This window comes from Leifsonia sp. EB34 (assembly GCF_041260585.1).
Lineage (GTDB): Bacteria > Actinomycetota > Actinomycetes > Actinomycetales > Microbacteriaceae > Leifsonia.
In genome coordinates, this window is the sequence record NZ_JBGCCV010000002.1 from 1,323,706 (window position 1) to 1,346,873 (window position 23,168).

The 23,168-nt window shown below is 72.4% G+C and carries 22 protein-coding genes and 1 tRNA gene; 13 read left to right on the forward strand and 10 right to left on the reverse strand.

Annotated elements, in window-relative coordinates:
• Nucleotides 1-5 precede the first annotated feature (5 nt).
• Complete coding sequence (locus tag ABIA36_RS15765) at nucleotides 6-731, reverse strand: HAD family hydrolase (RefSeq protein ID WP_369963480.1); 726 nt, start codon at nucleotides 729-731, stop codon at nucleotides 6-8.
• Nucleotides 732-820: 89 nt separating this feature from the next.
• On the opposite strand from ABIA36_RS15765, the gene ABIA36_RS15770 reads away from it, so the two are divergent.
• A complete protein-coding gene (locus ABIA36_RS15770) occupies nucleotides 821-1,762 on the forward strand; it encodes a proteasome assembly chaperone family protein (protein ID WP_369963481.1) in 942 nt (313 codons plus the stop codon).
• A gap of 54 nt (nucleotides 1,763-1,816) precedes the next feature.
• Here the strand turns inward: ABIA36_RS15770 and ABIA36_RS15775 are convergent, their stop codons facing one another.
• Together ABIA36_RS15775 and ABIA36_RS15780 are read right to left on the reverse strand one after the other, a co-directional pair.
• Nucleotides 1,817-2,680 (reverse strand): undecaprenyl-diphosphate phosphatase, encoded by an 864-nt coding sequence (locus ABIA36_RS15775; RefSeq protein ID WP_369963482.1) that lies wholly within the window; start codon nucleotides 2,678-2,680, stop codon nucleotides 1,817-1,819.
• 11 nt (nucleotides 2,681-2,691) lie between these two features.
• Complete coding sequence (locus ABIA36_RS15780) at nucleotides 2,692-4,041, reverse strand: M20/M25/M40 family metallo-hydrolase (protein ID WP_369963483.1); 1,350 nt, start codon at nucleotides 4,039-4,041, stop codon at nucleotides 2,692-2,694.
• A gap of 125 nt (nucleotides 4,042-4,166) precedes the next feature.
• Here ABIA36_RS15780 and ABIA36_RS15785 point away from each other — a divergent pair.
• The 4 genes from ABIA36_RS15785 to ABIA36_RS15800 all read left to right on the forward strand — a co-directional run bounded on the left by ABIA36_RS15785 (nucleotide 4,167) and on the right by ABIA36_RS15800 (nucleotide 7,461).
• Nucleotides 4,167-4,254: transfer RNA gene (locus ABIA36_RS15785), tRNA-Leu, on the forward strand.
• A gap of 106 nt (nucleotides 4,255-4,360) precedes the next feature.
• On the forward strand, nucleotides 4,361-5,329 hold the full coding sequence (locus ABIA36_RS15790; RefSeq protein ID WP_369963484.1) for a cation diffusion facilitator family transporter: 969 nt from the start codon (nucleotides 4,361-4,363) through the stop codon (nucleotides 5,327-5,329).
• A gap of 39 nt (nucleotides 5,330-5,368) precedes the next feature.
• Nucleotides 5,369-6,349: a helix-turn-helix transcriptional regulator gene (locus tag ABIA36_RS15795; protein ID WP_369963485.1), complete on the forward strand. Its 981-nt coding sequence runs from the start codon at nucleotides 5,369-5,371 to the stop codon at nucleotides 6,347-6,349.
• A complete protein-coding gene (locus ABIA36_RS15800) occupies nucleotides 6,346-7,461 on the forward strand; it encodes a VIT1/CCC1 transporter family protein (protein ID WP_369963486.1) in 1,116 nt (371 codons plus the stop codon). Before ABIA36_RS15795 ends, ABIA36_RS15800 begins: the two co-directional genes overlap by 4 nt.
• An 18-nt stretch (nucleotides 7,462-7,479) precedes the next feature.
• Here ABIA36_RS15800 and ABIA36_RS15805 read toward each other — a convergent pair whose 3' ends face one another.
• Genes ABIA36_RS15805 through ABIA36_RS15815 form a run of 3 tightly spaced genes read right to left on the reverse strand, consistent with a single transcriptional unit; the run spans nucleotide 7,480 to nucleotide 8,995 of the window.
• Nucleotides 7,480-7,980: a DUF1707 domain-containing protein gene (locus ABIA36_RS15805; RefSeq protein ID WP_369963487.1), complete on the reverse strand. Its 501-nt coding sequence runs from the start codon at nucleotides 7,978-7,980 to the stop codon at nucleotides 7,480-7,482.
• 33 nt (nucleotides 7,981-8,013) lie between these two features.
• On the reverse strand, nucleotides 8,014-8,340 hold the full coding sequence (locus ABIA36_RS15810) for a winged helix-turn-helix transcriptional regulator (protein ID WP_369963488.1): 327 nt from the start codon (nucleotides 8,338-8,340) through the stop codon (nucleotides 8,014-8,016).
• Nucleotides 8,333-8,995, reverse strand: coding sequence for an FMN-dependent NADH-azoreductase (locus tag ABIA36_RS15815; RefSeq protein ID WP_369963489.1), 663 nt, complete (start codon nucleotides 8,993-8,995; stop codon nucleotides 8,333-8,335). Before ABIA36_RS15815 ends, ABIA36_RS15810 begins: the two co-directional genes overlap by 8 nt.
• A 164-nt stretch (nucleotides 8,996-9,159) precedes the next feature.
• On the opposite strand from ABIA36_RS15815, the gene ABIA36_RS15820 reads away from it, so the two are divergent.
• The 5 genes from ABIA36_RS15820 to ABIA36_RS15840 all read left to right on the forward strand — a co-directional run bounded on the left by ABIA36_RS15820 (nucleotide 9,160) and on the right by ABIA36_RS15840 (nucleotide 16,283).
• Entirely contained in the window at nucleotides 9,160-9,450 is a 291-nt protein-coding gene (locus ABIA36_RS15820; RefSeq protein WP_369963490.1) for a DUF6504 family protein, read from the forward strand.
• 71 nt (nucleotides 9,451-9,521) lie between these two features.
• Nucleotides 9,522-10,370 (forward strand): DUF3097 domain-containing protein, encoded by an 849-nt coding sequence (locus tag ABIA36_RS15825; RefSeq protein ID WP_369963770.1) that lies wholly within the window; start codon nucleotides 9,522-9,524, stop codon nucleotides 10,368-10,370.
• Nucleotides 10,371-10,527: 157 nt separating this feature from the next.
• Nucleotides 10,528-11,223 carry a hypothetical protein gene (locus ABIA36_RS15830; RefSeq protein WP_369963491.1) on the forward strand — a complete coding sequence of 232 codons (696 nt, stop codon included), beginning with the start codon at nucleotides 10,528-10,530 and terminating at the stop codon, nucleotides 11,221-11,223.
• 3 nt (nucleotides 11,224-11,226) lie between these two features.
• Entirely contained in the window at nucleotides 11,227-12,804 is a 1,578-nt protein-coding gene (locus ABIA36_RS15835) for a DNA polymerase Y family protein (protein WP_369963492.1), read from the forward strand.
• Nucleotides 12,805-12,890: 86 nt separating this feature from the next.
• Nucleotides 12,891-16,283, forward strand: coding sequence for an error-prone DNA polymerase (locus ABIA36_RS15840; RefSeq protein ID WP_369963493.1), 3,393 nt, complete (start codon nucleotides 12,891-12,893; stop codon nucleotides 16,281-16,283).
• A 30-nt stretch (nucleotides 16,284-16,313) separates the two neighbouring features.
• On the opposite strand, the gene ABIA36_RS15845 is transcribed toward ABIA36_RS15840, so the two are convergent.
• Complete coding sequence (locus ABIA36_RS15845) at nucleotides 16,314-17,564, reverse strand: hypothetical protein (RefSeq protein WP_369963494.1); 1,251 nt, start codon at nucleotides 17,562-17,564, stop codon at nucleotides 16,314-16,316.
• Between the two features lie 45 nt (nucleotides 17,565-17,609).
• Here ABIA36_RS15845 and ABIA36_RS15850 point away from each other — a divergent pair, with 45 nt between their 5' ends.
• Complete coding sequence (locus ABIA36_RS15850; protein WP_369963495.1) at nucleotides 17,610-18,155, forward strand: ABATE domain-containing protein; 546 nt, start codon at nucleotides 17,610-17,612, stop codon at nucleotides 18,153-18,155.
• Between the two features lie 103 nt (nucleotides 18,156-18,258).
• Here ABIA36_RS15850 and ABIA36_RS15855 read toward each other — a convergent pair whose 3' ends face one another.
• The gene (locus tag ABIA36_RS15855) at nucleotides 18,259-18,810 is read right to left on the reverse strand and encodes a YceI family protein (RefSeq protein ID WP_369963496.1); all 552 of its coding nucleotides are present in this window, start codon (nucleotides 18,808-18,810) and stop codon (nucleotides 18,259-18,261) included.
• A gap of 104 nt (nucleotides 18,811-18,914) precedes the next feature.
• Complete coding sequence (locus tag ABIA36_RS15860) at nucleotides 18,915-20,075, reverse strand: glycoside hydrolase family 3 N-terminal domain-containing protein (RefSeq protein WP_369963497.1); 1,161 nt, start codon at nucleotides 20,073-20,075, stop codon at nucleotides 18,915-18,917.
• A gap of 125 nt (nucleotides 20,076-20,200) precedes the next feature.
• Here ABIA36_RS15860 and ABIA36_RS15865 point away from each other — a divergent pair, with 125 nt between their 5' ends.
• Complete coding sequence (locus ABIA36_RS15865) at nucleotides 20,201-21,037, forward strand: UbiA family prenyltransferase (RefSeq protein ID WP_369963498.1); 837 nt, start codon at nucleotides 20,201-20,203, stop codon at nucleotides 21,035-21,037.
• A 44-nt stretch (nucleotides 21,038-21,081) separates the two neighbouring features.
• Here ABIA36_RS15865 and ABIA36_RS15870 read toward each other — a convergent pair whose 3' ends face one another.
• Complete coding sequence (locus ABIA36_RS15870; RefSeq protein ID WP_369963499.1) at nucleotides 21,082-22,473, reverse strand: MFS transporter; 1,392 nt, start codon at nucleotides 22,471-22,473, stop codon at nucleotides 21,082-21,084.
• 64 nt (nucleotides 22,474-22,537) lie between these two features.
• Between ABIA36_RS15870 and ABIA36_RS15875 the strand changes: the two genes are divergently transcribed.
• Nucleotides 22,538-23,164: a hypothetical protein gene (locus ABIA36_RS15875; RefSeq protein ID WP_369963500.1), complete on the forward strand. Its 627-nt coding sequence runs from the start codon at nucleotides 22,538-22,540 to the stop codon at nucleotides 23,162-23,164.
• The last annotated feature ends 4 nt before the right edge of the window (nucleotides 23,165-23,168 follow it).

Below are 23,168 nucleotides of genomic sequence, written 5' to 3' on the forward strand. Positions count from 1 at the left end.
GGCGGTCATCGTGCGTCCTCCTCATCGATGGCGGCGGGCTGATCGATGGCGGCGGCGCGCCGCCCGGCGGCCACGGCCGCGATGTCCTCGGCCGTGCGGCCCTCCAGCGTGTCCCACAGCGTGTGCTCGTCCGACTCCGGCAGCGGGACGATGTGCGGCACGCCGATCGTCGCGGCGCCGGAGGCCACCGCGGAGGACAGCCCGACCAGGGAGTCCTCGATCGCGACCGCGTCGCCCGGCTCGACGCCCAGCAGCTCGGCGGCGCGCAGGTAGGGCGCCGGGTGCGGCTTCGGGTCGGTGACCTCGTCGCCGCTGACGATGATGTCGAAGGCGTCGAACGGGATGGCCGCGACGATCTGCTCGGCCATGCTGCGGACCGACATCGTCACCAGCGCCGTGCGCACACCCTCCTCGCGCAGGGAGCGCAGCAGCTCCCGCGCTCCGGGCCGCCACGGCACGCCCTGCTCGGCGAGCCGCTGCCGCACCCGCTCGGTCAGCCAGTGCACGATCTCGTCCGGCTCCATCGCCACACCGCGCGAGCGCAGGATCTCCGCGGAGTTCCAGAGCCCCAGGCCGACCAGCAGCAACCCGTCGTCGTGCGTCCAGATGCCGCCGAACGAGCCGACGAGCTCCTGCTCGGAGGCCATCCAGTACGGCTCGGTGTCGACGAGGGTGCCGTCCATGTCCCAGAAGACAGCGGCCGGCAGTGGGTGCGTGGTCAGATCGGTCACGACCGGCAAGTCTATCGCGACGGGGTCGGGGCCTATCCTGGTGGGAACGGCGGCCGACCGGCTCGCCGACGAGAGGACGAGTAGGTCACGTGACTGACGCGAAGAACATCCTCGGCGGGCGCATCCTGGTGGTGGCCTTCGAAGGATGGAACGACGCAGGCGAAGCGGCAAGCGGCGCGGTGAAGACGCTCAAGGAGCAGCTCGACGTCGTCCCCATCGCCGAAGTGGACCCCGAGCTCTACTTCGACTTCCAGTTCAACCGTCCGGTCGTCACCGACGACGACGGGCGCCGCCGCCTGATCTGGCCGTCCGCGGTCGTGCTGGGGCCGGCCCGCCCGGGTCGCGTCGGCGACGCGCTCGCCGGCGACGCCGAGCTCGACGTGACCGGCGACAACTCCGGCAACATCTTCCTGCTGCTGGGCACGGAGCCGTCGCGGAGCTGGCGCAGCTTCACCGCCGAGATCATGGACGCGGCGCTCGCCGAGGACATCGGCGTGATCGTCTTCCTCGGCGCGATGCTCGCCGATGTCCCGCACACCCGCCCGATCTCGGTCTTCGCCACCAGCGAGTCGGCCGCCGTCCGCGCCGAGCTCGGGATCGAGCGCTCCACCTACGAGGGGCCGGTCGGCATCCTGAGCGCGCTCGCGGAGGGCGCGGAGGACGTCGGCATCCCGACCATCTCGATCTGGGCGTCGGTGCCGCACTACGTGCACAACGCCCCGAGCCCGAAGGCCGTGCTCGCCCTCATCGACAAGCTCGAGGAGCTGGTCGACGTGACCATCCCCCGCGGGACGCTGGTCGAGGAGGCCTCCGCCTGGGAGGCCGGGATCGACGCCCTCGCCTCGGACGACGAGGAGATGGCCGCCTACATCCAGCAGCTCGAGCAGGCGCGCGACACCGTGGACTCCCCCGAGGCCAGCGGCGAGGCGATCGCCCAGGAGTTCGAGCGCTACTTGCGCCGCCGCGGCGACGGCAGGGACGGGCGCGACGGACGCGACGGCAAAGCGGGCGACGACCCGCGCCGGGGCTGAATCCCGCGCGAATTCACCCGCACGTCCGGACACGCCGGGCGTGTCGGAGCGTGGTCAGCCTTCCAGCACGCCCGTGCTCAGCAGGACCATCAGCAGGCCGCCGAGCGCCACGCGGTAGATCACGAACGGCAGGAAGCTGCGCCGCGAGATGTAGCCCATGAAGAAGGCGATGACGACGATCCCGACCACGAACGAGACCACCGTGGCCGCGGCCGTCTCGACCGGACCGAAGACCTCCGGGGTGCAGGTCCCCGCGGCCTGGAGCGCCGCCGTGCAGGGCTCCTTGAACGCCTTGTAGAGCTGGTACAGCCCGCTGCCGAACACGGCGGGGATCGCCAGCAGGAACGAGTACCGGGCGGCCGCGCGGCGCTGGTAGCCCATGAACAGCCCGGCCGTGATCGTGCCGCCCGAGCGTGAGACGCCGGGGATGAGGGCGAGCGCCTGGGCGAAGCCGAAGACGATGCCGTTCCCCCAGGTGAGCTCGCGCAGCCGGCGGGTCTTGGCTCCCACCCGGTCGGCGACCCCGAGCAGGATGCCGAAGACGATGAGCGTCGTCGCCACGATCCAGAGCGACCGGAAGGTGGTCTCGATCGCGTCCTGGAACGCCAGGCCGAGCACGACGATCGGGACGCTGCCGACGATCACCAGCCAGCCCATCCGGGCGTCGGGGTCGTTGCGCGGGATGCGGCCGAGCAGCGCCTGGAACCAGCGGGTGACGATGCGGGCGATGTCGCGCCAGAAGTACAGCAGCACCGCGGCCTCGGTGCCGAGCTGGATGATCGCGGTGAAGCGGGCGCCGGGGTCTGCGCCTGTCCCCATCAGCGTCCCGACGATGCGGATGTGGGCGCTGGAGGAGACCGGCAGGAACTCGGTGAGTCCCTGGACGACGCCCAGGACGAGGGCGGTGAGGAAATCCACGGAAGGCTCTTTCAGTAGCTGCGCAGGAGGTCGCGCAGGACGGACCTGCCGAACACTAGTGCCTCCAGCGGAACCCGCTCGTCGACCCCGTGGAACATCCCGGGGAAGTCGAGGTCGCTCGGCAGCCGCAGCGGCGCGAAGCCGTAGCCGGTGATCCCGAGCCGGCTGAGCGCCTTGTTGTCCGTGCCTCCGGAAAGCAGGTACGGCAGCACCGGAGCGCCGGGATCGTGCCGCTCCAGGGTGCCCGTGATGGCGTCGACCAGCTCGCCGCCGAACTCGGCCTCCAGGCCGATGTCGCGGTGCATGATCTGGATCTCCACGTCGTCGCCGATCAGCTCGCGGACCTCCGCCAGCACGCGGTCCTCGTCGCCGGGCAGCGTGCGGATGTCGATGAGCGCCTCCGCGGTGTCCGGGATGACGTTGTGCTTGTAGCCGGCCTCCAGCAGCGTCGGGTTGCTGGTCGCGCGCAGCGTCGCCAGGATGAAGCCCGCCGCGGCGCCTGTGCGCAGCACGACCTCGTCGGGGCCGACCTGCTCGGGGTCGACGTCGAGCAGCCGGCCGAGCTCGGCGACCAGGCGGGTCGTGGTGTCGGTGAGCTGGATCGGCCACTCGCGCCGGCCGATCGCGACGACCGCCTCCGCGAGCTTCGTGATGGCGTTGTCCTTGATGAGCCGGGAGCCGTGCGCGGCGCGCCCGCGGGCGATCAGCTTGATCCAGACCAGCGACTTCTCCCCCGTCTGCAGCAGGTACGCGCGCCGGCCGCCGAGGTCGATGGAGTAGCCGCCGACCTCGCTGATCGCCTCCGTGGCGCCCGCGAAGAGCTGCGGCTGGGTGTCCACCAGGAAGTGCGAGCCGCGCCGGCCGCCGTCCTCCTCGTCGGCGAAGAAGGCGAGCACCAGGTCGCGCTCGGGCTGCTCCCCCGCGCTCAGGATGTCGCCGACCGCGGTCAGGATCATCGCGTCCATGTTCTTCATGTCGACCGCGCCGCGCCCCCAGAGGAGGCCGTCCTTCACCACGCCGCCGAACGGGTCCACCGACCAGTTGCGCGGGTCGGCGGGGACGACGTCGAGGTGGCCGTGCACGACGAGGGCGGGCTTGGCGCTGTTGCGCCCCTGCACCCGGGCGACGACGCTCGTCCGCCCCGGGTCGGACTCGAAGAGCTGCGGGGCGAGCCCCATGGCGCTCAGCCGCGCCTCCACGTACTGGGCCGCTTCGGCCTCCCCGTTGGACCGGCCCTCGCCGAAGTTGGTGGTGTCGAAGCGGATGAGGTCGCGCGCGATGATCGCGGTCTCGTCCAGCTCGGCCTCGTTCAGCTCGGTCTCGTCTGGTCCGTTCGCGGCGGTGTCGGCAGAGTCGGTCATGCCCCCACGCTACCGGGCGGGCCGCCCCGCCACGCCCGAGGTGCGGGACGATGTCAGAGCGACAGAAGGTTTCGTGCTAATGTCTTTCTTCGGCAGCCGGAAGCTTCGGCGGCCGTAAAACACCCGTCCGGGTGGCGGAAATGGCAGACGCGCTAGCTTGAGGTGCTAGTGCCCGTATAGGGCGTGGGGGTTCAAGTCCCCCCTCGGACACCAACGAAGAAGGCCCCGATCCAGAGATCGGGGCTTTCTGCGTTTTTACGTCACGGTTCTTTATGTCCTGCTGTCGCGTGCCATGGTAGTCGGTCGTACTGTGGCGGGCATGGCGAACCCGAAACGCTCCCACCAGAGCATGTTCACCGTCCTCTTCGCGCTCGGCGCGAACATCCTCGTCGCGCTCGCGAAGACGATCGCGGCGGTGATCACCGGCTCGGCGTCGATGGTCGCGGAGGCGGCGCACTCCTGGGCGGACTCCGGGAACGAGGTCTTCCTGCTGCAGGCCGAGCGGCGCGCACGCCGGCCGCAGGACGACCTCCACCCCACCGGCTATGGCCGTGAGGCGTACGTCTGGTCGCTGTTCGCGGCCGTCGGGCTGTTCACCGCCGGCGCCGTCGTCTCGATCCTGCACGGGTTCTCCCAGCTCGGCACCGGCGAGCCGGACACCAACTACCTGATCAACTACATCGTGCTCGCCGTCGCCTTCGTGTTCGAGGGCGTCTCGTTCGTGCAGTCGTACGGTCAGGCCAGGTCGACGGCGGCCGACCGTGACACCGGGACGCTGGAGCACATCCTGAGCACCTCCAATCCGACACTGCGCGCGGTCGTCGCGGAGGACGCCGCCGCGCTGATCGGACTGGTCATCGCCTTCCTCGGCGTGCTGCTGCACGAGCTCACCGGGAACGCCGTCTACGACGCTGTCGGCTCCATCCTGGTCGGCATCCTGCTGGCGGTCGTCGCGGTCGTGCTGATCGACCGCAACCGGCGGTTCCTGCTCGGCGAGCCGGCGCCGGACCGGGTGAACCAGGCGGCGCTGGTGGCGCTCCTCCGGCATCCCCAGGTCGAGCGGGTCACCTACCTGCACCTGGAGTACGTCGGCCCTGAGCGGGTGTTCCTCGTCGCCGCGGTCGACCTGGTGGGCGACGACCCGGAGTCGGACGTCGCCGACGACCTGTACGCGGTCGAGCAGGAGATCCAGCGCGACGAGCACGTGGCCGAGGCGGTGCTCACGCTCTCCCGGCGAACCGCACCAGCCCTCCTGCCCCGTGATCCCGACGCGTTGGAGGCGCGATAGCGGTCACATCCCGACCGGATCACGCGGCACACTGGGGGCATGGCCAGCACCGGATCCCGCACCCTCCAGCTCCTGTCGCTGCTTCAGACGCACCGGTACTGGCCGGGTCAGGAGCTCGCCGACCGGCTGGAGGTGTCGCCGCGCACGCTCCGGCGCGACGTCGAGCGGCTGCGCGAGCTCGGCTATCCCGTCGATGCCACCCGCGGCGTCGCCGGCGGCTACCAGCTCGCGGCCGGGGCGTCCCTGCCGCCGCTGGTCGTCGACGACGAGGAGGCCGTCGCGCTCGCGGTGGGCCTGCGCACCGCGGCCCAGAGCGGCGTCGCCGGGGTCGCCGACGCGTCCGTCCGGGCGCTCGCCAAGGTGGTCCAGGTGATGCCGCCGCGGCTGCGCCGCCGGGTCGACGCCCTCCGTGTCGCCACGCTCGCGTCCGAGCTGCGGCCGGGGCCGGTGGTCGACGCCGAGCTCCTCACCGTCGTCGCACAGGCCTGCCGGGACGAGGAGCGGCTGGTGTTCTCCTACGTGCGGCACGACGGGGACGCCTCCGAGCGGACGGTGGAGCCGCACCGGCTGGTCTCGCTCGGGCGCCGCTGGTACCTCGTCGCGTATGACCTCGGCCGGTTCGACTGGCGCAGCTTCCGGCTGGACAGGATGGCGCAGCCGCGGCCGACCGGGGCGCGCTTCCGCCCGCGGACGCTGCCCGCGGCCGACGCCGCCGAGTACGTGCGCGCGTCGCTCGCCGAGGCGGTGGAGACTCTGGTCGTGGACGCCGTGATCGCGGCTCCGCTCGCCGATGTGGAGCAGGCCATCGGGCGCTGGGCGCAGGCCGAGACGGAGGCGCCGGCGGCGGACGGCACGGCGCGCACCCGCGTGCGGATCACGGCGGACTCCGCCGAGTGGGCACTGTTCGGACTCGCCGCGGTCGCCGCGCCGTTCACGATCGACGGCCCGGATGAGGTGCGCGAACTGGCCGCGGTCTGGGGCGACCGTTTCACCTCCGCCGGTAGACTTGTCACCCGATGAGCACCCCCGAGCCCTCCCCGACTCCGCGCACTCCGACTCCGCGCACCCCGACGCACGCCGACATCAAGCGCTGGCGCCAGTACCTGGCCGACGAGCGCGCCGAGGCAGCCGTCTACCGCGACCTCGCCGGCCGCCGCGAAGGCGAGGAGCGGGAGATCCTGCTCGCGCTCGCGGAGGCCGAGCGCCGCCACGAGCAGCACTGGCTCGACCTCCTCGGCGACCAGGTCGGCCGCCCGCTGCGCGGCGACATCCGCACCCGGATGCTCGGCTTCCTGGCCCGCCGGTTCGGCTCGGTCTTCGTCCTCGCGCTCGCACAGCGGGCGGAGGCACGGTCGCCCTACGCGGACGACGCCGACGCCACGCCGCAGATGGCGGCCGACGAGCAGGTGCACGAGGAGGTCGTGCGCGCTCTCGCCGCCCGCGGCCGGCAGCGGCTCTCCGGGACGTTCCGCGCGGCCGTGTTCGGCGCCAACGACGGCCTGGTCAGCAACCTGGCGCTCGTGCTCGGTGTCGCGGCGAGCGGCGTCCCGAGCCACGTCGTGCTGCTCACCGGTGTCTCCGGCCTCCTCGCCGGCGCGCTGTCGATGGGCGCGGGCGAGTACGTCTCCGTGCGGTCGCAGCGCGAGCTTCTGGAGGCCTCCAGCCCCAACCCGGCGACCAGCTCGGCGCTTTCGCACCTGGACGTGGACGCGAACGAGCTGACGCTCGTCTACCGGGCGCGCGGCATGGACCAGACCGAGGCCCAGGCGCACGCCCACGAAGTGCTCACCACGCTCGGCGCCTACACCTCGCCGGTCGCCGTGCCGGGCGTCGTGGAGGACGAGCACGAGGCCGTCGGCAACGGCTGGAGCGCCGCGGTGTCGAGCTTCTGCTTCTTCGCCTCGGGCGCGCTCATCCCGATCCTGCCGTTCCTGTTCGGGCTGACCGGCACCGCCGCGATCGTGGTCGCCGCCGTGCTCGTCGGGCTCGTCCTGCTCGGGACCGGCGCGATCGTCGGGCTGCTGTCGGGCGCGTCGCCGCTCAAGCGAGCGCTGCGGCAGTTGGCGATCGGGTACGGTGCGGCTGCAGCGACGTACCTGCTGGGGCTGCTTTTCGGGGCGACGGTCGGCTGACGCCCACGGTCGTGCGGCCTAGCGCCTCCGGCGGTCTCCCCCGTCGGCGCCATACACCAGCGCGCCGGCCAGCGGGATGAGCAGGAACCACAACCAGCTATAGGCGTAGCCCCACGCCATCCCGGTCAGGAAGAACAGGACGACCGCGACGAACGGCGCGATCGAGACGACGAGCAGCCCCCACCGGGTGACCGGCCGGGCCTGGTCGCCGGTCGCCGGCGGGGAGTTCCACGGGCTCGGGCCGGGCTGCGACGCCTGCCACGCTGCGGCCGCGGGCGAACTCGCTGCGGGATTCGGGGTGTCGGCGCCGTCCAGGTGCAGCACGCCAGGGAGGTCGGCGAACAGCGGCTGGAGGTCGCCGCGCGTGACAGCCGACCGGGCGGCCGCGACGCGCGACTGCAGTTCAGCCTCGCTCAGCCTCCCCTGCGCCGCGTGCGACTGCAACGCGGCGACGGCGCGCTCCCGTTCGTCGTTGCTGAGGCGCAGCGACGCGCTCGACGGATCCCCGAAGTCTGTCATGCGGTCAGTATGGCAGGCGGGGCGCGTCGATCGTCAGGAGCTGACAGTGGCCGGGTGGGCGTTCGCCCACTCCTTGATCGACTGCAGCACGGGGAGCAACGAGGCGCCGCGCTCGGTCAGGGCGTAGTCCGTGCGCGGCGGCACGCTCGGGGTGAGTGTCCGTCGCACGAGACCATCCCGTTCGAGCACCTTCAGGGTGGAGGTCAGCATCTTCTGGCTGGCGCCGACCCGGCGGCGCAATTCGCTGTGCCGCAACTCGGTGTCCGCGAGGGACAGGATGATCAGGATCGCCCACTTGCTGCCGATGGTCTCCAGCAGCCGTCGCGCCGCACATCCGGCGAGGGCCGAGTCGTCAGTCATCCGCAGCCCGCTGCGCGAGGTGTGCGCGGAAGGCCGGGACGAGCGCACGGAGCTCTCGCTCGGCGGATCGGCGGCCGGCCTCTGGGTCCTGCCCGACGACGGTGGGGGCGAAGCGCACATGGTCGGCATCGGTGACACCGACGAAGTCCAGCCAGTCCGCGAAGAACGGAACCGAGAAGTCCGAGCCGAAGGCGGGCGGCAGGCCCGGGGCGAAGACGCCGGACGTATGGATCGCCACCGCCTTCCTGCCCGTCATCAGGCCCGAGTACCCGGCGCCGGGGTCGAACCCGAAACTCCAGCCCGGCTGGGTGACGAGGTCGATCCACTGCTTGAGCACGTAGGGAACGCCGGCGTTCCACATCGGGATGTTGAAGACATAGCCGTCCGCGCGCGCGAACTGGTCGAACACTGCACGCGCGTCGGACCACGCGCTTCGCTGCGCGTCCGTCTGGTCGTCGCCGGCGAACACCGCCATCTTCGCCTGCGCGGCGATCGTACCGAAGGCCGGCAGGGCGCCCGGCTCGAACAGGTCGAGCGTTGTGACCTCCACGTCCGGCGCGTGCTCGACGACCTCCGCCACGAACGAGCGGGCCAGCGACAAGGACCGGCTGAGGGCATCACGCGGGCTCGCGTTCACGTGCAGGATTGAAGGCATATTCTTCCTATCGATATTTCAAGAAGTTCCATGCTTTCATCGTCGGGGCCGGAACGGAAGTAGGCACCTTTTCGTGCCCCCTAGGGCGACTGGGGTGCGTTCGTCACCGGCCAGGTTTACACTTGCATTCGAACATACGTTCGATTCGAGAGGAACCCGTGCTCATGACCGACATCGACGAGGCGGTGGCCGTGTGGACCACCGAGGACGGCATCCCGACCCGCCTGGTCTGGCGCTCCACCCGCTACCGGGTGAGCGATACCCCGACGGTGTGGGCGGAGATCTGCGCGTGGTGGAAGCCGTTCGGCGAGCACCGGTACGGCGTCGGCGCACTGCCGCGGGAGATCGGCGGGTGGCGGTTCCAGGCGACCAGCGACGGCGGGATCGCGCACGTGTTCGACGTGCGGCACGACGCCGACGACCGGAGCTGGCGGCTGGTGCGGATCTTCGACTGAGGCCGCATCCACCCACGCGCGGGGAGCCTCCGCCACCCGCCACTGCCTATCCCTTAGCCTCTCTCAACGTGATGGACGACGACCGCTACGGCTCCGATGTGCTGGCCACCGACTGGAAGAACGCCGGCCGCAAGGCCGTGCCGACCGTGGAGGCCGTGCGCGACCTGGTGGTCGAGGAGGCCGGAACCGGGTTCTGCGGCGCGATCGTCCGGCTGGAGGCGCAGACCGTCGAGCTGGAGGACTACTTCGGGGCGAAGCGCGTGTTCCCGCTGGGGGCGTCCTTCCTCATCGACGGGGAGCCCGTGCAGCTCGTCGTGCCGAGCCGCGCGCCCGCCACCCCCGGTCGGACGGCCTCCGGCTCCTTCGCCGTGGGCGAGCAGAAGGCGCGCGTGGCCCGCGCCAGCCGCATCTTCGTGGAGGGCCGGCACGACGCCGAGCTGGTGGAGCGCGTGTGGGGCGACGACCTCCGGGTGGAGGGCGTGGTCGTGGAGTACCTGGAAGGCGTCGACGACCTGGACGCGATCGTGCGCGAGTTCGCGCCCGACCGCGGCCGCCGGGTCGGCGTGCTGGTCGACCATCTCGTGCCGGGCTCCAAGGAGAGCCGGATCGCCGAGAAGGTCGCGCGCGGACCGTTCGGCGCGCACGTGCTCGTGGTCGGCCACCCCTACATCGACATCTGGCAGGCCGTGAAGCCCGCGCGGGTCGGGCTGGAGGCCTGGCCCTCGATCCCCCGTTCCATCGAGTGGAAGCACGGCATCTGCGCCGCGCTCGGGCTGCCGCACGACAGCCAGGCGGACATCGCGCGGGCCTGGAAGCTGATCCTCGGCCGCGTGCGCACCTACGCCGACCTGGAGCCGGAGCTCCTCGGCCGGGTCGAACGCCTCATCGACTTCGTCACCGAGCCCGTCGGCCGCGCATAGCGCAGGAGATTCCACCGCGACACGCGCCTGAACTCCTGCGGAATGGCGTTCGGAAGGAGTCTCGGGTCGTTTCTCCTGTTCTAGACAGATGGCCCCGTGCACTTTCGTGCACCAGAATACATTTGCGGTATTCGAACATGTGTTCGAAAATAGACGTATGTCCTTGGCAGTCGCACCCGCCTTCCCCGACCCGGTCGCCGACCGGGCGCAGGTGCACGAGCTGCAGTCGCGCATCCGGCAGATGCAGGCGACGAAACTCGACGCGCGGCGGCTGGAGACGCATCCCGCGCTCGCCGCGCTGCTGCCCGGCGGCGCGCTCAAGGCCGGCGCCGCCTACACGGTGCACGGCTCCACCACGCTCCTGATGGCGATGCTCGCCGGGCCGAGCGCCGCGGGCGCCTGGTGCGGGGTGGTCGGGATGCCCGACTTCGGGGCGGAGGCCGCCGGGCGGTTCGGCATCGACCTGGAGCGGCTCGTGCTGGTGCCGCATCCGGGGCCGCAGTGGCTGACCGTCACCGCCGCGATGGCGGACGTGCTCGGCGTGATCGCCGTCGCACCCCCGGAGCGGCCGAAGAGCGGCGACGTCGCCCGGCTGACCGCGCGGCTGCGGCAGCGGGAGGCCACGCTCGTCGTCGCCGGCGAGTGGCCGCAGGCGGAGGCGGCGCTCTCCGTCGTCCGCAGCGGCTGGGACGGGCTGGGCGCCGGCGCCGGCTATCTCTCCTCCCGGCGGGTGACGGTGGAGGCCGCACCCCGCGGCGGGGCCGGACCGCGGCGCCGCGCCGAGCTGTGGCTGCCCGCGGTCGACGAGACGTTCCGCGCCTCGGCGCCCACGCGCCTGGAAGCGGTGAGCTAGGCGATGTCTCCGATACGGCAGGTCACGCGCGCGATCGTGCTCTGGTGCCCCGACTGGCCCGTCATCGCCGCCCGGCAGCGCCTCGAACTGCCCGCGGAGGTGCCGCTGGCGCTGGTCGAGAAGGGGATGGTGTTCGCCTGCTCCGCCCAGGCCCGCGCCGACGGGGTCACCCGCGGGCTCCGGGTCAGGGAGGCGCAGTCGCGTTGCCCGCAGCTCGAGATCGTCCTCTACGACCCGGTGCTGGACGCGCGCGCCTTCGAGCCGGTGCTGACCGCGATCGAGGAGATCACCCCGGGCGTACAGGCCGTGCGGCCGGGCACGTGCGTGCTGCGGGCGCGCGGTCCGGCGCGCTACTACGGCGGCGAGGAGGCTGCGGCCGCGGAGTTGCTGCGCTGCCTGGAGGGGCTGGCGGACACGCTCGGGCTCGCGCTCGACGACGTGCGGATCGGGATCGCCGACGGGCCGTTCGCCGCCGAGCAGTCCGCACGCTCCACCGGGACGGCCCGCGTCCGCATCGTGCCGCCCGGCGGCTCCCCCGCCTTCCTCGCACCCCTGCCGGTCGCCCAGCTCGGCCTGACCGAGCTCACTCCGCTGCTGCGCCGGCTGGGCCTGCGCACCCTCGGCGACCTGGCGCGGCTCGACCGCCTGGACGTCCGGGAGCGGTTCGGGGAGCGCGGCGAGCACGCCCACGACCTGGCGAGCGGGATGGACGGCGCCGCTGTGGTGCCGCGCACCCCGCCGAAGGTGCTGGACCGGGCGATCGAGTTCGAGCCTCCCCTCGACCGGGTCGACCAGGTGACCTTCGCGTTCCGTGGCACGGCCGAGCAGTTCGTCGCCGGGCTCACCAAGGCCGGGCTGGTGTGCACGTCGCTGCGCATCGAGGTGACCGACGAGCGCGGCCGGGTGAGCGAGCGGAGCTGGCAGCACCCCCGGCTGTTCTCGGCCTCCGACGTGGTGGACCGGGTGCGCTGGCAGTTGCAGGGCGCCGGCTCCATCGACTCCGGGCTGGCCTCCCCGATCGCCAAGGTCGCGGTCGCGCCGGAGGCCGTGGACGACATCGGCCACCACGAGGACGGCCTGTGGGGCGGCGGCGCGGACGAGCGCATCCACCACGGCCTCACCCGGGTGCAGGGGATGCTCGGCCACGACGCCGTCGTCACCGCGACCATCGGCGGCGGCCGGGCGCTGTCCGACCGGCAGGTGCTGGTGCCGTGGGGCGACCGGCCGGTGGGCGTCGCCCGCTCGGACCGGCCGTGGCCCGGGTCGCTGCCGGCGCCCGCGCCCTCCACGGTGTTCGAGGTGCCGCGGCCGGTGGCGGTGCTGAGTGCGTCCGGCGAGCCGGTGGAGGTCACCGATCGCGGCGACGTGACCGCGCCGATCGCGAGCTTCTCCCCCACCGGCGCGGCGCGGGACGCCCGGCCGGTGGACTCCTGGGCCGGCCCGTGGCCGGTGCGCGAGCGCTGGTGGGACGCGACGCTCGCCCGCGCCATGCACCGCTTCCAGCTCGTCGACGCCGACGGGACGGCCTGGCTGCTCGCCCTCACCGGCACCGCCTGGCTCGCGGAGGCCCGCTATGACTAGCCCGCGCATCCACCTGGCAGGACATGCCGTGCGGCCCGACCTCCAGACGGCGTGTTCTGCCAGGTGGATGCAGGGAGGGGCGCGCGATGGGATGGAATAACCCGCCGATTCCCTGGTCCGAGTTCGAGCGGCGGCTGAGCGGGCGGCGCGTCAGCGAGCAGGAGCAGCCGGAGCGGCCCTCCTCGCGCAAGCGGCAGAAGTACGTGCCGCAGCCGATGCCGGAGGATCCGGACGACGGCCACGTCCCCTACGCCGAGCTGCACGCGCACAGCACCTTCAGCTTCCTCGACGGCGCCAGCGCGCCCGAGGAGCTGCTGGAGGAGGCCACCCGCCTCCGCCTGCGCGGCCTCGCCCTCACCGACCACGACGGCCTGTACGGCGTGGTCCGGCTCGCCGAGGCCGCCGAGGCGTACGAGCGCGTGAAGACGGTGTTCGGCGCCGAGCTGTCGCTGTCGCTCAGCCGGCCGCAGAACGGCGAGGCCGACCCGGAGGGCAGCCACCTCGTCCTGCTCGCCCGGCAGCAGTCCGGCTACCACCGGCTCGCCGCCGCCATCACCGCGGGCCAGCTCGCCGGCGAGGAGAAGGGCCGGCCGGTGTACGACCTCCCCACCCTCGCCGAGCAGTCCGGCGGCGAGTGGATGGTGCTCACCGGCTGCCGCAAAGGCGACGTGCGCCTCGCGCTGGCCGAGCACGGCGAGCGGGCCGCCGAACGAGAGGTCGCCCGCCTCGCCGAGCTGTTCGGTCACGACAACGTGCTGGTGGAGCTGATCGACCAGGGCGGCCCGCGCGACAGCACCGACAACGACGTGCTGGCCCGGATCGCCGGCCGGCTCGGCCTCCCGGTCGTCGCCACCAACAACGTCCACTACGCCACGCCCGCCCAGTACCCGCTCGCCACGGCGGTCTCGGCGGTGCGCGCCCGCCGCAGCCTCGACGAGATGGACGGCTGGCTGCCCGCCTCCGCCGCCGCGCACCTCCGCAGCGGCCGGGAGATGGCGGCCCGGTTCGCCCGCTATCCCGGCGCCGTCGAGCGCACAGCCGACATCGCCGACGACCTGGCGTTCCGGCTGCGCAGCGCCCGGCCGAAGCTCCCCAAGCAGGAGGTCCCGGAGGGCCACACCCCGATGAGCTGGCTGCGCGAGCTCACCTGGCGCGGCGCGGCCGAGCGCTACCCCGACCTCGACCGCAGCCCTGCCAAGCGCGAGCGCATCGAGCGCGAGCTGGACGTGATCGAGGCGAAGGACTTCCCCGGCTACTTCCTCATCGTCCACGACATCGTGCAGTTCGCCCGCAGCCGCGGCATCCTCTGCCAGGGCCGGGGCTCCGCGGCGAACTCGGCGGTGGTCTACCTGCTCGGGATCACGGCGGTCGACTCGATCAAGTACGACCTGCCGTTCGAGCGCTTCCTCTCCTCCATGCGCGAGGAGGAGCCGGACATCGACGTCGACTTCGACTCCGACCGGCGCGAGGAGGTCATCCAGTACGTCTACGCCAAGTACGGCAGGCACAACGCGGCCCAGGTCGCCAACGTCATCACCTACCGGCCCAAGAACGCCGTGCGCGACATGGCGAAGGCGCTCGGCCACTCCGCCGGGCAGCAGGACGCCTGGAGCAAGCAGATCGACTCCTGGAGCAAGGTCACCACCACCGACGACCACGACATCCCGGAGGCCGTGGTCGACCTCGCCCAGCAGGTGCTGAAGTTCCCGCGGCACCTCGGCATCCACTCCGGCGGGATGGTGCTCACCGACCGGCCCGTGGGCGAGGTGTGCCCGATCGAGCACGCCCGGATGGAGAACCGCACCGTGCTGCAGTGGGACAAGGACGACTGCGCCTGGATGGGCCTGGTCAAGTTCGACCTGCTCGGCCTCGGGATGCTCTCCGCGCTCGACTACTCGATGCGCACCATCGAGGCGTCGCTCGGCGAGACGTGGACGCTGGACAGCATCCCGAAGGAGGAGCCCGGCGTCTACGACATGCTCTGCCGGGCCGACTCGATCGGGGTGTTCCAGGTGGAGAGCCGCGCGCAGATCGGCACGCTGCCGCGCCTGCAGCCGCGCAGCTTCTACGACCTGGTGATCGAGATCGCGCTGATCCGGCCCGGCCCCATCCAGGGCGGCGCCGTGCACCCGTACATCCGCCGCAAGCTCGGCAAGGAGCCGGTCACCTACCTGCACCCCGCACTCGTGCCGGTGCTGGAGCGGACGATGGGCGTCCCGCTGTTCCAGGAGCAGCTCATGCAGATGGCCGTCGCGGTGGGCGACTGCACCGCGGAGGACGCCGACCTGCTGCGCCGGGCGATGGGCTCCAAGCGCGGCGTCGAGAAGATCGGCGCACTGCGCGCGAAGCTCTACGAGGGGATGGCGCACAACGGGATCGTCGGGGCCGACGCCGACGCCATCTACGAGAAGATCGAGGCGTTCGCCAACTTCGGTTTCGCCGAGAGCCACGCGATCAGCTTCGCGCTGCTGGTGTACGTCAGCTCGTGGATGAAGCTGCACTACCCCGGCGCGTTCCTTGCGGCGCTGCTGCGCGCGCAGCCGATGGGGTTCTACTCGCCGCGCACGCTCACGGCCGACGCCCGGCGGCACGGCGTGCTGGTGCGCCGGCCGGACATCCAGCTCTCCGGAGTGTTCCCGCTGCTGGAGGCCATCGACCCGGCGCGGCAGGGACCGACCGGCACCGACCCGTGCCTGGAGCACGACCAGCCCCCGGTCGGCGCGTTCGACCGCAGCATGCCGCTCGACTTCGCCGCCCACCGCCGCGACGCCGGGCACGCGGTGCGGCTGGGCCTGGCGGGCGTGACCTCCATCGGCGAGACGCTCGCCGGGCGGATCGTGGCCGAGCGGGAGGCCTCCGGACCCTACCGCGACCTGAGCGACCTCTCCCGCCGGGTCGGGCTGACGGTGACGCAGCTGGAGGCGCTCGCCGCGGCGGGCGCGTTCGAGGGGTTCGGGCTGTCCCCGCGGCAGGCGATCTGGGAGGCCGGCAACGCCGCGCAGGAGCGGCCCGAGTACCTGGCGGGCACCGCGATCACGGTGCAGCCTCCCCTGCTTCCGATGCTCTCCCCCGCCGAACAGCTCGCGAGCGACCTGTGGGCCACCGGGATCTCCACCGACGACCACCCCATCCGCTTCCTGCGCCCGGCGCTGGCAGTACGCGGTGTGCGGGCGGCCGACAGCCTGGCGGTCGCGGAGTCGGGGCGGCGCATCGAGGTGGGCGGCGTGGTCACCCACCGGCAGCGGCCGGCGACGGCAGCGGGGGTGACCTTCCTCAACCTGGAGGATGAGACCGGCCTGGTGAACGTGATCTGCCCGGTCGGGGTGTGGAACCGCTACCGCCGGGTGGCCAGGCAGGCGCCGGCGATGATCGTCCGCGGCATCCTGGAGCGCAGCGAGGAGGGGGTGGTCAACGTGCTCGCGGACCGCCTGGAGCCCCTCGACACCGCCATCCGCACCGCCTCCCGCGACTTCCGCTGAGCGTCGCGCCGCCTCGTGACGTCCTTGCCGTCAGCCCAGCTCGTCTCGCACCGAGGTCGACGAGCCCGGGTGACGGCTTCGGGAGTCCGCGCGGGCGTCGCCGCTGACGGCGGCGTCGAGCGTGATCGTCGTGAGCGTGAGGGCGCAGAGCGCAACCGCGAACAGGGTGAGCGGCACCCCACCGAGCGGGGCGAGCTGGCCTGCGACGGCGACGCCGATCGCGCTGCCGCCGACCTTCACGCCGGCGACCGTGGCGAACACCCGCGATGCGGCTCCCGGGGGTGCGAACTCGGTGCGCGCCGCGAGAGTCGCAGCGAACAGCACCGAGCTCGCCGCCCCGATCACGCCGAATGCGACCGCGCCTACCGCAGATTCCGCGAAGGGAACGAGAAGAGCAAGCAACGGGAGGAGTAACGCAGCGCTCGCGATGGCGACACCGGCCCGAACAAGCCGTTCCGGGGTTCCGCGCAGTGGTGCGGCGATCAGAAGAAGGGAGGCCACCAGCCCTCCCGCGCCGTACGCCGCCATGAGCACGGCCACCACAGAGGGCGGTGAGCCCCACTGCGTGGCGAGCGCCGTCGCGATCACGGGTGCAGCGCTGAGAGCGGCCGCCGAGCCGACCGTCGCGACCGTGGTGCGCCGAAGAGGGCCGGAGACGACGATGAGCCGGAGGACGCTTCCCCGCTCGGTGCGCCCGCGCTCGGGAGAGGAGGCCGGAAGCCAGAGCACGACGGCGGCCGCCACAACGAGGAGACTCGCCGTCGCCGCAAGCGCGACCGTCGGGCCGAAAGTCGTGGCCAGGAAGGCCACCGCGGCTGGCCCAGCGGTCCCCGCGATGCCGTAGGTGAGAGCGTCGAGCGCCTGCCCGCGACGGTGACCTCGAGCGGCGGGATCGGCGCGGCCGCCGGCGTCCACGATCCCGGCGAGCCGGCTGCTGAGCCCTCCGGTGACGAGGGGGCCCGCACACCCAGCCCCGGCCAAGGCGACCGCGGCCCCGGCCACGCTGAACCGGAGGGTGACCGCGGCCAGAACGATCAGCCCCGCGTACCAGAGGAAAGCGGCAGCGAGCACGGGTCCCGGCCGGCTGCGCCGGTCCAGCAGCCGCCCGGCGAGCGGCCCGATCAGGTGCGGAAGGGTGAGCGCGCCGGCCAGCAGACCCCCGGCCCCGGGCCCGCCGACGGCTGTGCCGGCGAGCACGGCAGCGACGATCGCGCCGGCGTCGGCGGACCGGGCGGCGACCGCGACCGTCACGTAGACGATGATGCCGTTCCGCGCCCTCATTGCGCACACGTTGCCCGCACCCACGTCACCTGTCAAGATGGTGACGTGGGATTCGAGTTCGTGGCGGGCAACCTCGCTCTTGACTTCGTGGCGACGGTGGCCGAGCGCCGCACGGCGGCCATCGAGCACCTGCGCGACCCCGCCGACCTGGCACGCTGGTTCGCCGACGCCGGAGTCGTCGACGAGCCTCCCGCCGTCGACCAGCGGGGTCTCGCCGAGGCCCTGCGCCTGCGCGAGACGATCTGGTCGCTGCTCACCACGGAGGCCGACCGACCGCTCGTCCCCGCGGACCTTCGCCGCGTAAACCGCTACGCCACCGCACCCGGGCCAACGGCCATCCTGACCGCCGACCGTACCGTCACGACCAGCGGCGATCTCGCCGCGTGCCTCGCCGCGGTCGGCCGCGCGGCGGTGGAGCTCTACCTTCCGGGGAACGCCGGGCGGCTCAAATGGTGCGAGGGCACCGACTGCACGCGCGCGTTCCTGGACGCCTCCCGCACCGCCAACCGGCGCTGGTGCGGCATGGCCGGATGCGGCGACCGCGCCAAGGCCGCCGCCTACCGCGCCCGCAAGCACTCCGCTCGCCCCTGACCCCGCCCCCGTCGCACACCGTCGAGTACGCCGTTATTACGGCGAAAACCGCCGAGTACGCGGACAATTCGCGTACTCGGCGGTTTCGGGACGTGCGGAGCGATCAGGCCTGCTGCAGGACGGCCTGGAGCTCGAGGGTGATGGTGACGTCGTCGCCGAGCAGCATGCCGCCGGTCTCGAGCGCCGCGTTGTAGGTGAGGCCGAAGTCCTCACGGGCGACCTTGGTCTTGGCGGTCGCGCCGGCCTTGTAGTTGCCGTACGGGTCCTGGCCGAACCCGCCGAAGTCGAACTCGAAGGTGACCGGCTTGGTCACGCCCTTGATCGTCAGGTCGCCGTCGACGAGGAACTCGCCGTTCTCGTGGCGGACGCCGGTGGAGACGAAGTCGATGGTCGGGAACTCGTCGGCGAGGAAGAAGTCGCCGGTGCGCAGGTGCGCGTCGCGGTCGGCGTTCTTGGTGTTGATGGAGGCGACGTGCGCCTTGGCGGAGACAGTCGACTCCAGCGGGTTCTCGGCGGTGACGAAGGTCGCGTCGAAGTTCTCGAAGACGCCCTTCACCTTGCTGATCATGAGGTGGCGGATGCTGAAGCCGATCTCAGTGTGCGCGGGGTCGATGGTCCAGGTGCCGGCCTTGTATCCGGGGATGTCGATGCTCATGCGGTTTCTCCTTGCTCGAAGCTTGCGTGTACGGACGCTGTCAAAGTCCATGCAACCGCATATGTCGGGAGGGTATTCCGGAATCCCGAAAAAAAGTTGACACGTCAACCCTGCGCCGCGAGCGACCTCCGCAGCACCAGCAGTTCCCTGGCGTCCGCGTCCACCTGCGCGGCCGGGATGCGGCCGCTCCGCACGGCCGCCACCACGGCGTCGATCAGCGTGTCCGGGTCCTCCGCGCCCTGGATCATCAGCACCATCGTGTTACCGGCCGCGATCGCGGCGACGGCGTTCGCACCCGCGTCCTGGTACTGCGGCAGACCGGTGTCCTGCAGCATCCGGAGGTCGTCGGTGATGGTCACCCCGTGGAAGCCGAGCTCGTCGGCGAGGATGCGGTGCCAGGTCGGCGACAGCGACGCGGGCGCGGCGTCCACGCCGCTGTAGGCGAGGTGGCCGAACATCACGACCTCGGCGCCCGCCTGGACGCCGGCACGGAAGGTCGGCGCGTCCTGCGCGGCCCAACGGGCGTGATCGACGGCGGCGGTGGGGACGGTGCGGTGCGAGTCGGCGTCGGTCTCGCCGTGGCCGGGGAAGTGCTTGAGCGTGCTGAGCACGGCGCCGCGCTCCCCCGTCACCGACGCGGCGACGCGGGAGGAGGCGGAGGCGGGATCAGTCCCGAGGATGCGGTCGGCGATGAACGAGCGCGGGTCGGCCGTCACATCGGCGATCGTCCCGAAGTTGAGGTTCACGCCGGCCCCCTTGAGCAGGGCGGCGCGCTGCGCGAACGCCTGCTGGGTCGCCGCCGGCGGGAGGGAGCGCAGCGCCTCGGCGCCGGGCAAGCGGTCCCACGGCAGCCGGGTGACGTCGCCGCCCTCCTCGTCGATCCCGACCAGCGGAGGCAGCCCGGGATCGGACGCACGGGTCGCCGCGGTCTCCGCCGCGAGGGCCGCGGGCGCGGCGGGGATGTTATCCGGCATCAGGATGACCCCGCCCAGGCCGTAGCGGTCGACGAACCCGCGCAGCGCGGCCGGATCCGTGCCCGGCGCATGCAGCATGAACAGGCTCGCCACCTTCTGGCGGAGGGTCAGGTCGCGCAGCCGCTCGTCCGCGTAGGCCTGGATCGGGTCGGGCGCGGGAGTCGCGGTCCGCGGCGCCGCAGACGGGCTGGCGGCCTCCCGAGGGTGCGCCGAACCGCTGGCCGCGCACCCGCCCAGCGTCGTCGCGAGCACCAGGAGGGCGGCGGCCGTCGTCCATCGGGCGCGGCGCATCACCCGAGGATAACCCTCGCCCCCTTAGCGACCGCTCCGAACTCCGACCGGTCCCGCCGAGCGCCCCCCGCTCGGTTCCCGCCGTGCCGTCGCCCTCTCGGCGCCGGCCGTCCTACGATGGCGGGATGGCGTCCAAGCCGATCTCGCTGCTGCTCGCCAGCCACCCCGGACCCACCGCGGTGGTCACGGTCGTCGCCGCCGGCCTCGGCGTCGGTCTCGGCTACCCGCCGGGCCGGCTCGTCGTCCTGGCGCTCGCCATCCTGCTCGGCCAGCTCTCGATCGGCTGGTCCAACGACTGGCTCGACGCTGCCCGCGACCGGGAGGTCGCGCGGGCAGACAAACCGGCGGCGCGCGGTGACGTCCCGCTCGCCCTCGTGCGCGCCTCGGCGTTCTTCGCGCTCGTGCTCTCCCTGGCGGTCACCGCGTTCCTCGGCCTCGGCGCGCTGATCGCCCACGCCGTCGCGATCGCTGGTGGCTGGTCGTACAACCTCGGGCTCAAGTCGACCGCCGCCTCCTTCGTCCCGTTCGCGGTGAGCTTCGGGCTCCTTCCCGCGATCGCGACGCTCGGCCAGGAGCACCCGGCCTGGCCGGCGCCGTGGGTGCTCGCGGCCGGCGCACTGCTCGGCGTCGCCGCGCACGTGACCAACGTGCTGCCCGACCTCGCCGACGACGCCCGCACCGGCATCCGCGGCCTCCCGCACCGCCTCGGCGCGCGCGCCAGCGGGCTGCTCGCCTTCGGCTGCCTCGCCGTTGCGACCGTGCTGATCACGTTCGGGCCCGGCCTCCCGGTGCGTCCGCTGCTCGTCGTCGGTCTCGTGATCGGGCTGGCCGCCGTCGTCGCGGGGGTCGTCCTGCTGCTGCGGCGGAGCCCGACCCGGTTGCTCATGCAGCTCATCATGACCTGCGCCCTGGTGGACGTGGTGATGCTGGCGCTGGCCGGGCAGTCGATCACCGTGGCCTGAGCGCGCTATTCGACTGCGCTACTCGACTGCGCCACTCGACTGCGCTACTCGACCGCGGCGGTCTTGATCGGCTCGGCCGCCGGCTCGTGGTTGCGGATGCCGATCGCCGACACGACGCCGCCGACGATGAGGAGGCCCGCCGTCGCGAGCATCGCCCGGTGCATCCCCTCGACGTCCAGCTTCTGGCCGACCACGATGCCGGCCATCGCGACCGTGAGGAGCCCGGCGATGCGGGCGACCGCGTTGTTGACCGCCGAGCCGATCCCGGCCTGGCCGGGGTGGATGGAGCCGAGGATCGCGCTGGTCAGCGGGGCGACGGTCATCGAGAGGCCGACACCGAAGAGAAGCACCGCAGGCAGCAGCTCGAACCAGTAGTTGACGCCCTGCCCCATCATCAGCAGCCAGAGGAAGCCGGCCGAGGCGACGATCGGCCCGACCGCCATGAAGAACCGCGGCCCGTACTTGCCGGCCAGGCCGCCGAAGTAGCCCGACAGCAGCAGCATGCAGAGCGTCGACGGGATGAACACGAAGCCCGCGACGAACGCCGAGAACCCGGCGACCTGCTGCAGGAACAGCGTCACCATCAGCGGCCCGAACGACAGCGCGCCGTAGACGAACGCCGTGGCCAGGTTGCCGACCCAGAAGTTGTGCACCGAGAACAGCCCGAGCGGCAGCATCGGCTGCTTCACCCGCGTCTCGGCGAAGAAGAAGCCGATGAGCGAGAGCACGCCGACGACGAACGGGATCCACACCCGCGGGCTCCCCCAGCCGTACGCCCCCTGCTCGATGAGCGCGAACACCGTACCCGCCAGACCGACCGACCCGAGCACGGCGCCGAGGTAGTCCACGCGGCCGCCCGACCCCTTGCCGGTGTCGCCGAGGGTCCACATCAGGACGAGTGTCACCGCGATGGGGACCACGTTGATCACGAATACCCACCGCCAGGAGAGCGCATCCACGAAGAAGCCGCCGACCACCGGTCCCGCGATCATCGCGACGCCGGTCCACGCCGTCCACCGGCCGATCGCCTTGGCCTGGGCCGGGCCCTCGAACCGGGAGATGATGATGGCCAGCGACGACGGCACCAGCAGCGCCCCCGCCACGCCCTGGAGTGCGCGCGACAGCACCAGGAACAGCCCGCTCGGCGCGAACGCGCACAGCAGCGAGGTGATCGCGAAGCCGATCAGCCCGACGTACAGGATGCGCTTGCGCCCGAACACGTCGGAGAGCGAGCCGGCGATCAGGATCAGCGAGCCGAGCGTCACCAGGTAGGCGTCGACCACCCACTGCTGCAACGGGAGGCCGCCGCCGAGCTCCCGGGAGATCGCGGGCAGCGCCACGTTGATGACGGCGCCGTCGAGGAACGCCACGAAGCTGGCCAGGATCGCGACGAGGAGGACGCGCAGTTGCAGGGACGTCATCTTCTCGGTGGCCATGTGCTCATTCAACGTCTCGGCGTGCTGATCGCGCAACCGCGGCGTCGGGCGTACGGTTTCCCTCGTGTCAGAGCTATCGCACTCCCAGCGATCCTCCGGCCGGCGCCGACCGACCCCGACCGCGATCATGCGGGTCGGCTGGATCGGCGTGCTCGTGATCACGGCCGCCTTCCACACGGTGCGCGGCGCGCCCGTGGACGCCGCGATCTACCTCGCGGGGGCCGTCGTGCTCACCCTCGACGCGCTCGGCTGGCTGCGTGTCCCGCTGCGGATGCCCGCCGACCGCGATACAGCCTCCCGCCGTGTCGTCGCCGGGACGCTGATCGCGGTCGCCGCCGTGAGCCTCGGCTTCACGCCGCTCTACGGACCGGCGGACGCGGCGATCGTGGTGGGGCTCGGCGTGCTGCTGCTGCCGGTGGCGTGGGCCGAGCGCTCCCGCTCGGACGCCGGGCCGCCGGGCTCGGCCGTACGCCGCGCCGCGATCCTGTGGTCGGTGGTCCTCGTCGCCGGCTGCGTGTGGGAGATCGGCGTGTACTTCCTCGGCCGCGACCTCAGCGGCAGCGAGAACGCCTTCCCCGCGCTCTCGGACCTGATCGACCCGCTGCTGGCCTGGCCGCCGGCGCGGGTGGTGCTGGTCGCATGCTGGCTGCTCGGCGGGTACGCGCTGCTGCGGCGCGGGAGGTCGTCGTGAACGG